This window comes from Nocardia sp. N2S4-5, from assembly GCF_044628355.1.
Classification (GTDB): Bacteria; Actinomycetota; Actinomycetes; order Mycobacteriales; family Mycobacteriaceae; genus Nocardia; species Nocardia wallacei_B.
Genome location: NZ_JBIUPM010000001.1, coordinates 5,989,104 through 6,002,250 on the forward strand (window position 1 = coordinate 5,989,104; position 13,147 = coordinate 6,002,250).

Annotated in this window: 13 protein-coding genes; 5 read left to right on the plus strand and 8 right to left on the minus strand. The window is 65.0% G+C overall.

The window, feature by feature from the left end:
• Window positions 1-11: 11 nt before the first annotated feature.
• The 4 genes from ACFMRZ_RS27540 to ACFMRZ_RS27555 are packed head-to-tail and all read right to left on the minus strand — an operon-like array spanning window position 12 to window position 3,086.
• A complete protein-coding gene (locus tag ACFMRZ_RS27540; protein ID WP_400181305.1) occupies window positions 12-737 on the minus strand; it encodes an ESX secretion-associated protein EspG in 726 nt (241 codons plus the stop codon).
• Window positions 734-2,095 (minus strand): hypothetical protein, encoded by a 1,362-nt coding sequence (locus ACFMRZ_RS27545; protein WP_400181306.1) that lies wholly within the window; start codon window positions 2,093-2,095, stop codon window positions 734-736. Before ACFMRZ_RS27545 ends, ACFMRZ_RS27540 begins: the two co-directional genes overlap by 4 nt.
• A complete protein-coding gene (locus ACFMRZ_RS27550) occupies window positions 2,095-2,691 on the minus strand; it encodes a DUF3558 domain-containing protein (RefSeq protein WP_400181307.1) in 597 nt (198 codons plus the stop codon). The genes ACFMRZ_RS27545 and ACFMRZ_RS27550 overlap by 1 nt, the downstream gene beginning before the upstream one ends.
• A gap of 32 nt (window positions 2,692-2,723) precedes the next feature.
• A complete protein-coding gene (locus tag ACFMRZ_RS27555) occupies window positions 2,724-3,086 on the minus strand; it encodes a hypothetical protein (RefSeq protein ID WP_400181308.1) in 363 nt (120 codons plus the stop codon).
• A gap of 219 nt (window positions 3,087-3,305) precedes the next feature.
• Between ACFMRZ_RS27555 and ACFMRZ_RS27560 the strand changes: the two genes are divergently transcribed.
• From ACFMRZ_RS27560 to ACFMRZ_RS27570, 3 genes are all read left to right on the plus strand, one after another.
• Complete coding sequence (locus tag ACFMRZ_RS27560) at window positions 3,306-4,187, plus strand: helix-turn-helix domain-containing protein (RefSeq protein WP_400181309.1); 882 nt, start codon at window positions 3,306-3,308, stop codon at window positions 4,185-4,187.
• Window positions 4,184-4,387: a DUF397 domain-containing protein gene (locus ACFMRZ_RS27565; RefSeq protein WP_400181310.1), complete on the plus strand. Its 204-nt coding sequence runs from the start codon at window positions 4,184-4,186 to the stop codon at window positions 4,385-4,387. Before ACFMRZ_RS27560 ends, ACFMRZ_RS27565 begins: the two co-directional genes overlap by 4 nt.
• Before the next feature lie 223 nt (window positions 4,388-4,610).
• The gene (locus ACFMRZ_RS27570) at window positions 4,611-5,147 is read left to right on the plus strand and encodes a hypothetical protein (RefSeq protein WP_400181311.1); all 537 of its coding nucleotides are present in this window, start codon (window positions 4,611-4,613) and stop codon (window positions 5,145-5,147) included.
• Window positions 5,148-5,207: 60 nt separating this feature from the next.
• Here the strand turns inward: ACFMRZ_RS27570 and ACFMRZ_RS27575 are convergent, their stop codons facing one another.
• Entirely contained in the window at window positions 5,208-6,596 is a 1,389-nt protein-coding gene (locus ACFMRZ_RS27575) for a serine/threonine-protein kinase (protein ID WP_400181312.1), read from the minus strand.
• Window positions 6,597-6,739: 143 nt separating this feature from the next.
• On the opposite strand from ACFMRZ_RS27575, the gene ACFMRZ_RS27580 reads away from it, so the two are divergent.
• Window positions 6,740-8,323, plus strand: a complete 1,584-nt coding sequence (locus ACFMRZ_RS27580; protein ID WP_400182984.1) for a serine/threonine-protein kinase — start codon at window positions 6,740-6,742, stop codon at window positions 8,321-8,323.
• A 16-nt stretch (window positions 8,324-8,339) separates the two neighbouring features.
• On the opposite strand, the gene ACFMRZ_RS27585 is transcribed toward ACFMRZ_RS27580, so the two are convergent.
• Complete coding sequence (locus ACFMRZ_RS27585; protein ID WP_400181313.1) at window positions 8,340-8,936, minus strand: TetR/AcrR family transcriptional regulator; 597 nt, start codon at window positions 8,934-8,936, stop codon at window positions 8,340-8,342.
• A gap of 170 nt (window positions 8,937-9,106) precedes the next feature.
• On the opposite strand from ACFMRZ_RS27585, the gene ACFMRZ_RS27590 reads away from it, so the two are divergent.
• Entirely contained in the window at window positions 9,107-10,180 is a 1,074-nt protein-coding gene (locus tag ACFMRZ_RS27590; RefSeq protein ID WP_400181314.1) for an aminoglycoside phosphotransferase, read from the plus strand.
• 54 nt (window positions 10,181-10,234) lie between these two features.
• On the opposite strand, the gene ACFMRZ_RS27595 is transcribed toward ACFMRZ_RS27590, so the two are convergent.
• Window positions 10,235-11,935, minus strand: a complete 1,701-nt coding sequence (locus ACFMRZ_RS27595; protein WP_400181315.1) for a VOC family protein — start codon at window positions 11,933-11,935, stop codon at window positions 10,235-10,237.
• A 161-nt stretch (window positions 11,936-12,096) separates the two neighbouring features.
• Window positions 12,097-13,035 carry a TetR/AcrR family transcriptional regulator C-terminal domain-containing protein gene (locus ACFMRZ_RS27600; protein ID WP_400181316.1) on the minus strand — a complete coding sequence of 313 codons (939 nt, stop codon included), beginning with the start codon at window positions 13,033-13,035 and terminating at the stop codon, window positions 12,097-12,099.
• Between the last annotated feature and the right edge of the window lie 112 nt (window positions 13,036-13,147).

Below are 13,147 nucleotides of genomic sequence, written 5' to 3' on the forward strand. Positions count from 1 at the left end.
CGCGCCGGCCGCTACCCGGCCCTGTCCGATACTCCTTGCTGAGTCATGCGGGTGATCTCGCGCAAGATGGCCTGCTGCGAGCAGGGTTCGACGTGGAAGTCGTTGTGCTGCTGGCGATATACGTAGCGGCCGTCGCCCTCGACATCCACCCAGCTCAAATACTGCGGTGGGAAGGGGCGCGAATCCTGTAGGCCGCACCGGACTTCGACGTGGCCGGTGCCTGCGCGCGGCGAACCCAGCAGGCGACGAATGCGGTCGGTGATGGTTTCCTTTGTGCCGGTCCAGGATTCGAGGTCGGTGCGGATGCGGTCGAAGCTCTCCACCATGGGCGGGTGCTTTCCGGGCGGGACGTCGCCGAGCACGGCCGCGAACACCTTCGGCACGATCGCGGGCGAACCGACCTCGATCATCACATTGCCGCCCACGTCGTCGGTGGGGCCCGGGCGTTGGACCAGGGTGACGCCGACGGTGGTGTCGATTGCGCCGTACGCGCGCACCGGACGCTTGCGTTTACCCGTAACGAGCAGGGACACAGCCGGATTCGACGCCACCCGCAGTACTGCGGACAGGTCGGGATCGTGGCCGTGCGGCAGGCGTTGCCGCAACTCTTCTTTCAGCTTCGCGTATTCGCTCTGCCATTGCACCGACGATCTCAGCTTCAGCGGGAACGGGTACCGGTCTATGTCGGTCTCCGCCCAGACGTGCATGAATTCGTCGGGAGTGAACTCCCACTTCACCTTTTCTGGCCCCCGCCGTTGTCCGGTTGGGTCTGCGCCGCAGGGATATCCGCGCCGATGGCCTGCGGAACCGTTCGCTCGCGGGTGCCCAGCAGTTCTTCCTCACGGTCCATGACGAGGTAATCCGGCGTCTTGCGTTCCTTCTCGTCGTCCTCGCCCTTGCGTCCCGGCGCGCCCCCGCCCATGCCGGGCATGCCGTTGGGTACGGCCGTCCCGGCTTTACCGGCACCCAGCGCGGCCGCGGCGGCCGGGTTCCCGGCACCCGGCACGCCCGTGCCGCTGCGCCCGGGGCCACCTGCCGAGCCGCCGGGGCGCCCGCTGCCGCCGCTTCCGAATCCGCCCGACGACCCGGAGCCACCACCACGACCACCCGAACCGCCCCCGAAGCCCGCGGCGGTCGTCTGGTTGCCGTTCGGCGAGGTCGCACCCGCACCCTGCTGGTTCGAGTTCGCGGCCTGACTCCCTTGGCTGCCTGCGGCATTCGAAGAATCGCTCGCCGTCGCGGTGCCGGCCGGATCGGCCTGTGCCTGCTGCTCACCGGTGCCGGACTGTCCGTCGGCGCTCCCGGTCTTGCCATCGGTCCCGGCTGCACTCGGGCCCCCGGTGCCAGGCGTCCAGCCGTTGTTGGGTGGGCCGTTCCCATCGTCGCCGGGGGAGTCGACCGGGGCGAACGTCGGGACGCCCTGGCCTGCCGGGTGGTATGTGGGGTCGTAATTGGTCTGCATCGCGAGGATGGCCTGCTGATAAAGCTCCTCTTCCCCGGTCCCGTTCGTCACCGCAGCGCCCGGCGACTGAGCCCCCACGGTCTCGAGTACGTCTGCGAGCGAACCGGTCGCCGAACCCGGGCTGGAGGTCGCGGGCGGCGGCACGGAGCGCTTCACGGCCTCGGCGCCGTACGCCGCGGTCTCGATCCGAAGACCGACGACTCGAATCACTTCCTGCACATCGGTCGCCTGATCGACGAATTTGCGGGCAGCGGTCAGCGCGGCGTCGCCGAACTGTCCCTGGATCCCGTCCGAGAGGGCCTTCTGTATGGACAGGTTGAGTCCGAAGATCGCCCCGCCCAGACCCGCGGAGATTTCACCCCACTTCTTGGCGGACGTGTGCATCGCGTCCGGCTGCATTTCCTGGACGCGGTTATAGATCTCCTGATGCGACAGGTCCTTTTGATTCCAATGCTCGACATCCGGGATGTAGTCGGGATCGGTGCTGTTGTAGGCCAGCTGGCCCTGCATGATTCGCGACCCGTCCTGGGTCTTCTCGGCTCGCTGAATGATCTGGTGGGTCGGCAGGTCAACGCCGACGAGAAAGCCCGCGACGGCCTGCTGTGGATTGGGGGGCGTGGTCTCACCGGTCATCAGTTGTCCTTGCCGATCGTCGGCTCGATGGCGGTGGCGATGTCGAGGAGGCCGTCGCAGGGTTGGAGGTTTTGGCTCAGTCCGTTGAGGGTCAGAGTCGACATGACGCTAATGACGCCTACCTTGGTACGCAGATCGATGGCGCATCCATCCCCGAGCCCAGGATCGCGCACCCACATCGCTTCTCGGCCGTTGACGGTGAGGGGTTCGCTCCAGGAGCGATTCTTCTGCAGATCTTCGTCCCAAGTCGCGTTTCCCGATAGGACTGAAAGGGTGCGGGGCTTCGACTTGAAACGGCAGATCAGAAAGGTGATTTCGGCAATTTGATCACCGGGCCGACTCCTGGTGCCGGGATCGAAGCCTGCGCCGGCAATGACATCGTCGGGTATCCAGGTACAAGGGTCGTAGACGACGCCTGGGCGCCCGTACTGCTTCTGCGGCGGGGGCTGCAGCGACGAAGCGGTCAGTGTCGGATTCGGGGCATTCACGGTCGCTGCGGCGCTGGCTGTAGCGGTGCGGGTTGCGGATTCGTTGTCAGTGCTCGACGAATTATTGTCGGTCGCGCAACTCGTGATCAGAGCAGCAGTCACAAGCATGCCGACGAAGTACCCACTCTGTCGCGCGTACCTCATTGCTCAGCTCCCGCCATCCGGATGGCCAGCGTATTCATGTCGTCCGCTTCCTCCACGCATCCGCCTGCTCGCAGGTATGCCGCCGCCATCCGAGTAGATGCTTCTCGCAACCCTTGTAGGGCTTCGATCAGCTTGACACCTTTGCCCTCGAACCCCTGTTGGAGATGTTGTGCCGACTCAAATGTGCCGAAACCCTGCAACACCCGCAGCTCGTTGGCGGTGATCACCATATCGCTGATCGAATCCGCGAACCGCTGATAGATCTCCGCGCACTTGCGGGCTGCGTCGCGGTCCATCTGGAACGTGCCCGCAACCGCCTGCTGGTACAGCCCGATCGCTGTCGACTGTCCCACATCCATCGACAGGCCCTCCCTTCGTGCTCGACGGCTTACCTTACTGGACGCACTGTCGGGTGACTTGGTTCCCTCTGTTGCGGATTTCGGGTACGAGTGGGGCTGAGAATGCAACGCTTCCTGGGGTTATGCGGAGATTGAATGAGATTCCGCGGTGGCGGGGGCGTGGGGGTTCGCGGGGTGATGGGGTGGCGGGGTCCATGTGAAACCTGGAGGGAGGCGGGCATGTCGGAGAACGGATCTACGCTGCCGCGGCGGCAACTGGGCCGGTACCTGCGGAACGGGCGGGAGGAATGCGGGCTCACATTGCAGCAGGCGGGGGCGTTGATACAGCGCAGTGCGAGCACGTTGCAGCGGATCGAGAAGGGGATGGTGGCGAACCTGCGGGAGGTAGATATCGAGGCGTTGTGCAAGCTCTACGGGTTCGATGAGGAGCACACTGCCGCGATGAAAGCGCTTGCGGAACAGGGCACCGAGGAGAGTTGGTGGTGCGAGTACGGCGATGTCATCCCGGCAAACTTCGACTTCTATGTCGGATTGGAAGCTGCTGCGCAGCAACTGATCACCTACGAACCGGAACTCGTGCCAGGGCTTCTGCAGACACCGTCATACGCGAGTGCGCTAATGCATGCATCTCATCCCGAGGACAGTCAGGAGGAGCATGCCCGTCGGTTGCAGCTCCGTATGCGCCGCCAGACGCGGATCACCCGCAAACACGAGCCCGCGACGTTGGACGTCATCCTGCGCGAGTCGGTCCTACATGGAATGGTGGGCGGTCCGAAGGTGATGGCAGCGCAGCTGAAACACTTGGCGGACATAGGTACACGGAGCAATATCAACGTGCAGATCCTGCCGTTCAGTGTCGGCTTCCCGCTGGGTGAGGCAGTAGGGCCGTTTGTGATCATGGAGTTCGGCCAGCACAGGAACGGTCAGATGATCGAGCCGCCAGTGGTCTACACCGAATGTTTCACGGGGGGTTTGTATCTTACGAAACCTGAGGCCGTGCGGCGGTACCATCAGACTTACCGGGACCTGCGGCGCAGCGCTTTGGATGCCGACGCAAGCCGGGCCCGGCTCCGAAAGATGGCAAAGGAGTACATGCCTTGACGTTTGACCTATCGAGCGCCCAGTGGTTCAAGAGCACCCGCAGTGGCGGTTCCGAAAATTGCGTCGAGGTCGCCTTTCTCCCGAACGACCTTGTCGGCGTGCGGGATTCCAAGGCTCACCCCGGCCCCGCCTTGGTGTTCACAACCACCGAGTGGTCGGCGTTCACTTCTGCGGCGCAGCGGGGAGTCTTCGACCGCTGAGGTCTCGGGTCTCGGTAGGTCTAGTTGCCGGGTGTCCCTTGCTGCACGAGTTCATGCCGCGAGGGTTGCGGAGCGGCCGTGTCGGTGGCGTTCTCTACGCTGACGTGCATGACATGGGTCGGCAGCGATGATGGGGTGAATTCTCGCCTCCCGTTCGGCGGCACGCTGCGCGTGGCGCGGCTACGCGACGGTTGGTCCTCGTCGGTGGGAAGGGTGTGAGAGCGTGCGCAGGCTCGATGGCGAAGTGCATGTCCACTACGGCCAGATCTACGCGGTGAGCGACCCCGAGAGTTTCGGCCCGGATCTGAAGGATGCGTTCGCCGGGCAGAGCGCAGGGCTGTGCGGCGCAGCGATACCCGGCGCACTGTGGCTCACGACCGGGCTGCACACCGGCAACGTCGGTTTCACCGTGGAAGTGCGTAGTCAGGCTCCGCCACTCGATCCGGTATGGGAAGACGTCGTAGAGGTCTCCTTCCATCCGGTCTCGGCTCACAGCCGGCTGATGCAGTGGGCAGGCGAGGCCTTCTGGGAACTGGACTTGTCAGAGATCGACTACCGGGTGCGGTACTGCGCCCAGGGTATGGACCAGGCACGGCAGAAGGACACCAGACTCGACGATGAGCCACTGCTGGACCGTTACCTCCTGCAGTTCTGGCCCGCCCCACCCGAACCGGACCGTATAGTGCGGCAGACCGCGGAGATCGCGGCGTACTGGCACGACTACGCCCGCCGGCAAACAACCCCTCCCGCAATCGAATAGCCGCGAAAGCCGAAAGGCGCGGCGTCTTCGACCGCTGAGGCGCTCGCTAACTCGGTCGGTTCAGTTGCCGGACTCCACGTTCTGTAACTTGCTGCACAGCCATCGGGCATCGACCTTTTCCATGGTGAGGTTGAAGGTCATCTGCTTGGCGCTGTTGGCTTGGCCGTTGTTGTCATTGCTGAACCGGCCGTTCATGACCGCGGAGACCTCGGCGCTGTTCTTCTCCGAAGACTTGGCCGAGCATTGGGGGTCGGTGGCTTTGGAATGTGCGTGCGAGTCGGTCATGGTCTTGCTGAGGGTTGGCCAGGACGATTCGAACTGGGTTTTCCAGTCACCGGTCGCGCCGTCGATGGCCGACGTTCGGTACGGCTCGAGGTCGGTGTAGTCGTAGTTGAACATCGTTTGTATGTAGGCGCATGCCGCGTCACTTGCCGCATCGCGAGCCTGGTTCAGCGCGACCTGTTCGTGGTCCCGGCTCCAATTGTTGTACAGCACAACGATTGCCGTTGTCGCGCCGGCAATCAGAAGACCGGCGGCCGCACCGGCCGCGATCTTGGCGGTCGTGCGGGACGGGCGTTTCGCGGGCGGGGGCGGTAGGGGCGTAGGTGCCGGACTCGTCAGTGCCTGTTGCGCAGCATGGGCAAGTTCGCCGCAGCTCCAGAATCGTTCATCTCGGTTCTTAGCGAGCGCACGAGCGATCACGGCATCGAAGGGTGGTGGCAGCCAAGGGTTTTGCTGGCTGGGCCGTGGAATGGGCAGGTTCAAATGACCGTGAATCAGCTGACCCGTGTTGGTGCCGGGATATGGAGTGACCCCGGTGACCATGTGATAAAGCGTGCAGCCCAGCGCGTAGACGTCGGCTCGATGATCGACATGGGAATGGCCGTCGAACTGCTCCGGTGCGGCGTATTGAAAACTGGCATACAGCTCGCCGGTCCGGGTGAGGTTGTTGGATCTGTCGAGAGCCTTCGCGATACCGAAGTCGGCCAGCAGCACCTGTTCGAGCTTGTTATTGGCCAGCAAGATGTTGGCGGGCTTCACATCTCGATGCAGGATTCCCGAGTCATGGGCGGCATCAAGAGCTTTGGCCGTCTCGCTCACGATGCGGACCGCGGGCTCCGGGTGGATCGGGCCATTGCGCAACAAGGCACCCACGTCGGTGCCTTCGATGTACTGCATGGCCATCCACAGCCGATTCTCCTCTCGGCCACGGGAATAGACGGTGACTATGTTCGGGTGCGACAGCCGAGCGGCGGTGTCGGCCTCACGTAGGAACCGCGCCTGTGCGTCCGGGTCACCGGCGACGCTGGGACCGAGAACTTTCAGTGCGACATAGCGCGGCAGGTCACGATCGTGTGCGAGATAGACCTCCCCCATACCGCCTGAGCCGAGTCGGCGCTCGATGCGAAATCCGGCGAAAACCTCACCGTCTCTCAGTGATTGACCCACGTAAGGGTACCTCCCGCCCTGACTCCCTGGCAGACACCCTACTGTATGGTCGGTTGGCCGGTCAGCGGGCATGGTCGGCCTATGGCCGGAGCGAAGTCCGGGTCTGGATCGCAGTAGGGGGTCGGGTGCTCGACGCAGGGGACGTGTGCGCCGGATACGTCATCGAGCGTGTCCTCGGCCGAGGAGGTATGGGTTCGGTCTATCTTGCGCGGCATCCTCGGCTGCGCCGCCTCGTCGCGCTGAAACTACTGAACAGTGACCTCTTCGCGAATCACGAGATGCGAACTCGATTCGCGCGTGAGGCCGATCTGGTGGCTCGGTTGGATCACCCGGGGATTGTCGCGGTGTACGACCGCGGCGTCGAGGGCGATCAGCCATGGATGGCGATGCAGTACGTCGACGGCGTCGATGCCGGGACGATCGATCCGGCCGTACTGCCGCCGGATCATGCCGTGCAGATAATCGGTCGAACCGGGGAAGCTCTGGACTATGCCCATGGTGTGGGCGTCCTGCACCGGGATGTGAAGCCCGCGAACATCCTGATCCCACGCGCCAACGGTGTCGGCGGACGCACCTTTCTCGCCGATTTCGGGATCGCCCGGCTCCGCGGCGAGACCGGCTATCTGACACAGGCCGGCGCGATCAACGCGACGTTGTCCTATGCCTCGCCCGAACAGCTGACCGGAGCAGTTCTGGATCATCGAGCGGACCAATATTCTCTGGCGTGCACATTGTTCTGGTTGCTGTCCGGCCGCGCGCCATTTCAGTCGGAGAATTCCGCAGCGGTGATCAAAGGGCATCTGCAAGAGGCTCCGCCGGAGTTGAGCGCGGTGCGGCCGGGGCTTCCCGCTGCCCTTGATATCGTGTTCGCTCGCGGGCTCGCGAAACGGCCGGCGGATCGTTTCGCCTCCTGCACGGAATTCTCCACGGCGGCATGGCACGCGCTGACCAGAGGTGTCGCGCCATCCGGCTACGTGCCGGTCGTCCCGGCCCCCGTCCCGATGCCGACGCCCGAGCCCGTACGGGTACAGCACGCGCCGCCGCCGATTTCCGAGGCGCCGAAACGACCTTTCTCCCGGTCATCTGTTCTGGTGGGAGCGGGTATCGCGCTGGTCGTCGTGCTCGGTGTCGGTGTCGGCATCGTGGTCGGGACGCAGACGAGCACGTCACCGGCTGCCGCGCCGAAAACTACCTCGGCCGGGCCGACTGCCGATCCGCAAAAGGCGAAGGACGAAGCGGAACTTATTGCGGCCGTCAAGGCGATCAGTGCCGCGTTTCCGAAGATGGTTCCTCCCGATATTACCGGTCCCAACGGGAGTAAGCCCATCGGCTATGGGGGACGCGAGTGTAGTTTCATCGCCAAGTATTGGCGCCCTTATGTGGGACCCGGCGAGGTGGATTACGGAAATTGGGTCGGGGGTTGGCGCTGCATTGGGAAGGGAGACGCGGGATTCACGATACTTTCGTACCGGTCTCCGGACGATGTACAAAGTGCGGTCGGTGCTCTGGGCGCCGATCGTTCGGTCGATGCCAAAGATGGCCGCGCCTATACGAACTACAAGCTTTTCAACAAGGACCGCAACGGTAACGAGTCGGCGGTCATGATCACCACCTTCCCGGACGACCCAGAACGGGCCGCATACTTGATGTACCTGACTCCGGCCTGGATGGGCCGGGCCCAAATGGACAAACTCGTCAACTGGTGGAACGAATGCGACGCCTTCTGAGCGCGGCACCACCAACTTACGTAACAGCCACGCCGTGCAGCAGCACATCGACCAACCCGTCGAATACCGGTGCGGATCGGTGGGGATCGTAGGACGCGGACAGGGTGTGCAGGAGGAGGCTGCCGATCATGGCGTTCGCGACGGCCTCGACATCGACGCCGTCGCGGATTTCGCCGCGTTCGGCGGCCTGCCGTAGCCGGGAGATCAATCCCTCGTGTTGGGGAGCGTTGAGTTGCTGGTAGAGGGCGTCGCTGTCGGACGGGCTGGCTGCCGCCGCGGCGACGATGGCTCGAATCAGTGCGGCGGACGACGGGTCGGCGACGAATTCCGCGTGCTCGGCGAACCACGCGGACAGGTCCGCGCGCAGATCACCGGTGTCGGCGACGCGGAAGGAACTTCGGCGCCCGTACGCGTCGAGTACCGCCTCGGCCACCAGCGGCGCCTTGGACGGCCATCGCCGGTAGAGGGTCTTCTTTCCGACCTCGGCGCGAGCCGCCACGGCCTCCATCGACAACGCCGTATAGCTGCCCGAGGCCAGCAGTTCACGGGTCGCGGCGAGGATGCGGTCGTGCAACCGCGCGTCGCGTGGTCTGCCGCCGCGCTCATCAGACATGCCTGAAAGCGTATCCATGGTCTGCGCGGTGACCGACGGTAGTGCACGAAAGCGGTTGTGTGTCGCGGGTATTCGCGCGATTCGCCCCGAACCGTCCGCTAGTGCGGGTAGCCTCCATGAGATACGACACGGGTCGTATACTAACCACATTCGATGGAGAGGTCGGGCAAGTGGACCGTGCCGAGTTGACCGTGCCGCAGGACTGGGACGACATCACGCCGGAATGGATGACCGCCGCGCTCAGTGGCCGCCATCCCGATGCCGAGATCGGCGAAGTGCGCGTGCGGCTGCGTGACGACGGGACGAACCGCCGCGCGCGCCTGGCTCTGACGTACGCGAAGGGGACGGGGCCCGCGACGGTCTTCGTCAAGGCGACCGATCCCGCCCACACTCCGTTGCACAAGCTGACCAGCGGACTGTTCCACGAGCCACGCCTGTTCGATGCCGGTGTGCCGCTGCCGGTCGACCATCCCACGGTGTACGCCGCACCCATCGACACGGCGGCCGACCGGTTCTGCCTGGTGATGGAGGACCTGCCCGCCCGCGGCGCGACGATGCTCGATGCGACCACACCGCTGTCGGAGGAACAGGCCGCGGCCGGAGTCCGCGCGCTCGCGCGGCTGCACAGCGCCTACTGGGGTGACCGCGTGCGGCATCCGAACCTGCACTGGCTCGAACCCTTCCGGCCGTGGGGTGACGTCATGCGCGCCGCGCCGATCGAGAAGACATTCGAACGACTCGGCGCCGACGCGCCGCCGGAGGTGACGGCCCTGACCGCCGACTCCCTGATCAATGACGTCTGGGAGCCCTATATCCACACCCTCACCACCACCACGCCCACGCTGCTGCACGGTGACCCGCACATCGGCAATACCTACCTGCTCCCCGACGGCGAGATCGGCTTCCTCGACTGGCAAGTCGTCCGTCGCGGCAACTGGTCGCTCGATGTCGGCTACTTCCTGCAGGGCGCGCTGACCGTCTCCGACCGCCGCCGCAGCGAGCGCGCTCTGCTTACCGAATACCGCGACACGCTGGCCCTGCCCGCCGACGAGAAACCGACCGCGGAGGAGATCTGGTTGCGCTACAGCGCGTCGGTGGCCCACGGCCTGACCCTGTGGTTGGCCACCGCCAGCGCCGGCGAACTCTGGCAGCGCCCCGACATCGCTCTCGCTCTCGCACATCGGTATTCGACCGCCTACGCCGACCTGGACACGCCGGCCGCGCTCCGTCGCATCACCACTTGACCATCAGCCGTACACCCGCGATAGTCGGAGCTTCTCGGAGCCGTGTCGATATGCCTATGCGTGAGAAGGGCTTTCGGGCTGTTTATCGTCGCGGGCGTCGACCAATGCTTGGATATCGATCCTCGTCATGCCGTGTACCGCCGTGAGAATGCGTTGCGCGGCTTCGGGTTCCGCCTCGGCCAGTAGTTCACCGAGGATATTCGGGACGATCTGCCAGGTGACCCCGAATCGGTCGGTCAGCGAGCCACCCGGGCCTTCCTGCCCGCCCTCGGTGAGGGCCGCCCACGCGGTGTCGACTTCCTCCTGGGTGTCACATTCCAGATACAGCGAGATCGCACCGGAGAAGGTGAACTGCGGTCCGCCGTTGTAAGCGATGTAGCGCTGTCCGGCCAGCTCGAAAACGACGGTGGTGACGCGGCCGTCCGCGTCGCGTTGCCGCTCGAGTATCGCGGAATCCGCGAACAGGCCGGTGTAGTGGTCGGCGGCTTCCTCGGCGTGGCCGTCGAACCACAGGAATGTGCTCGCTCGCATGGCTTTTCCTCTGCGGTATTCATCGAGCTGGACCGTGTCGGCCACCTTCTCCATGCCGCGTCGGACAAGGCGTTTCGGCAGGAACCGAAGCATTCGGATCGCCTGGTTGCGCAGCCGCAGCTGCCGGTGTGATTCGGGCATGAGACCGCCGTCGCCGGCACGGCGGGCGAATTCCTGGGCTCGATGCACGAACAGCCGCATCTTCTGCTCGTACGCGGGGTAGGCGCGGGTGTGGTCGCCGCCGGCGGTGGCGAGTTCGCCTGCCAGGATGTAGGCGCCGACGAGTGCGAGGCTGGTGCCGATACCGGACATCGGTGACGCGCAGTAACCGGCGTCTCCGAGCAGCACTGTCCGGTCGCGCGACCAGACGTCCATGTCGACCTGCACCGTTCTGTCGAAATAGAAATCGGGCGCATCCCAGATGGCCGCGAGCATTTCGGGGACCAGCCACCCGTCGTCCTCGAAGGCGTCGATCACGATGCGTCGCTGCGCGTCGGTATCGCTCCGAATGTCCGGCAGCGGCGCCGAGCGCAGGAAGAACCCGGTCAGTGCGGTGCCCGGTTCGAGCTGCGGATAGCAGGCCGCGGTCCGGCCGGGCCGTCCGCCGCCCGCGGGCACGGTGTACATCAATCGCCAGCCGTCGTATTCCATCTCGGTCGGCGCGGTGAACAGCGACATATAGGAGCCGAGATCGCGGAGGTAGCGTTCCTCCGGCCCGAATATCAACTGCCGCACAGTGGATCGCACACCGTCGGCGCCGACCAGCAGGTCGAACTCCCTGGATGCACCCTGTTCGAATCGGACACGGACACCGTCGCCGTCCTGTTCGACGGCGGTGATCGCATCGCCGAAGACGTATTCGACCGCGTCGCCGGTGGTGTCGTAGAGAATCCGCGCCAAATCGGTTCGCCGGATGGACAATTCGGCGACCGGGCCGCCCGAATGCCCGAACACGTCGGTACCCATCGTCGCGACCCGTTTGCCCGCGCTGTCGACGAATGCCATACCGCGTGCCCCGGTGCCCGCTGCCCGAACCCGCGCGACGATATCCATCCGCGCGGCCACCTCCCGGGCCGTACCGCGAATATCGACCGCGTGACCACCACTGCGAGGTCCTGGGGCGCGTTCCACCACGGTCGGCCGGAAGCTGTATTCGTGCAGCCAGTACGCCAGGGCCGGTCCGGCGATTCCGGCACCGGAAATGAGGATGCTCTGGTTTTTCATCGGTTACTCCTGTGCAGGGACCGTACTAGGGGCGTGCGTACGATGTATTGGTCTCGGCGCTCAGAGTAGGCGAAATGCCTTGATAAACACCAGTTTTGGAGACGAATAGTGCACTAGGGCGCTGGGAAATGAACTAGTGCACTCGGCGTTGAGGAATATCGCTATGCCTGCGCTACCAAGACGGCGAATCCGTCCAGATGGCGCGCGAGCCCGTATTCGAACAGTTCGTCCAGATCCACGGCAATGTCGCCGGGCGCCTCCGCCAGCAAGGGAAATCGCCCGCTGTCGAGAAGATCGCGGGCCCGTGCCAGCTGCGCTACCCGCCACCTGTCGTGGGAGACGCCGGTGTTCTGTTCCGTTTCGACTTCCTCGGCCACCGACAGCGCCAAGGTGAGGACCAGCGCGTGCAGGGTGAGCGCTTCGCGCATTCGGACCGCCATGGGCAACCCCAGCCCCTCGAGCGCGCCGAGCACCCACTCCGTCTGCGCCATCATGTTCGGCGCCAACAGGGGCCGGGTGAACGAGACGATTCGGGGCAGCCAGAGGTGCCGGCGACACAGCTGCCAGTGCTGCCGGGCGCTGAATTCGAGCTCCGCGCGCCACCCGCGCGTACCCGGTGCGGGAAGGTCGAGTTCACCGAAGGCCTCGTCGGCCATCCGGGTGAGCAGTTCGTCCTTGTTCGCCACATGCCGATACAGCGACATCGGCCCCGTGCCCAGTGCGATCGCCAGGCGCCGCATCGACACCGCGTCGAGCCCCTCGCCATCCGCTATCTCGATGGCCTTGCGCAGCACCTGTTTTCGTTGCAGAGCGCGCTCCGGAGCAGCGGGTTGGCGGGACTCGGGCGAGGGCCTCGGCTGCTTCCGGTTGCCGGGCGAGCTGACCACGGTCCCCGACCCGACCTTCGTCTCGACCAGGCCTTCGTCGCGCAGGGTCGCCGTCACCTTGGTCGCCGTCGCTACCGCGACACCCCAGCGCTGAACGATCTGCCGGATGGAGGGAACCCGGTCGCCCGGACGCAGCGCACCACTGGTGATCCGCTCCCGGATCTCGGCGGCGATCACCAGGTACGGCGAGTCCGGGCGTTCCGACGACGACATGCTTCTCCGATCCGCCGAACAGCGGCGTGCGCACCCTCAACTTACGTCCGTCGACGCGCTTCGAAAAATTCTCGCCCGCCGTGTCGATCCGCTACTTCCCTGTTCGACCTAT

Bases quoted from the DNA above. Each gene is read 5' to 3' on its own strand.
- ACFMRZ_RS27545 (WP_400181306.1), bottom strand. From the start codon at position 2,095: ATGACCGGTGAGACCACGCCCCCCAATCCACAGCAGGCCGTCGCGGGC.
- ACFMRZ_RS27550 (WP_400181307.1), bottom strand. From the start codon at position 2,691: ATGCTTGTGACTGCTGCTCTGATCACGAGTTGCGCGACCGACAATAAT.
- ACFMRZ_RS27555 (WP_400181308.1), bottom strand. From the start codon at position 3,086: ATGGATGTGGGACAGTCGACAGCGATCGGGCTGTACCAGCAGGCGGTT.
- ACFMRZ_RS27560 (WP_400181309.1), top strand. From the start codon at position 3,306: ATGTCGGAGAACGGATCTACGCTGCCGCGGCGGCAACTGGGCCGGTAC.
- ACFMRZ_RS27585 (WP_400181313.1), bottom strand. From the start codon at position 8,936: ATGTCTGATGAGCGCGGCGGCAGACCACGCGACGCGCGGTTGCACGAC.
- ACFMRZ_RS27595 (WP_400181315.1), bottom strand. From the start codon at position 11,935: ATGAAAAACCAGAGCATCCTCATTTCCGGTGCCGGAATCGCCGGACCG.
- ACFMRZ_RS27600 (WP_400181316.1), bottom strand. From the start codon at position 13,035: ATGTCGTCGTCGGAACGCCCGGACTCGCCGTACCTGGTGATCGCCGCC.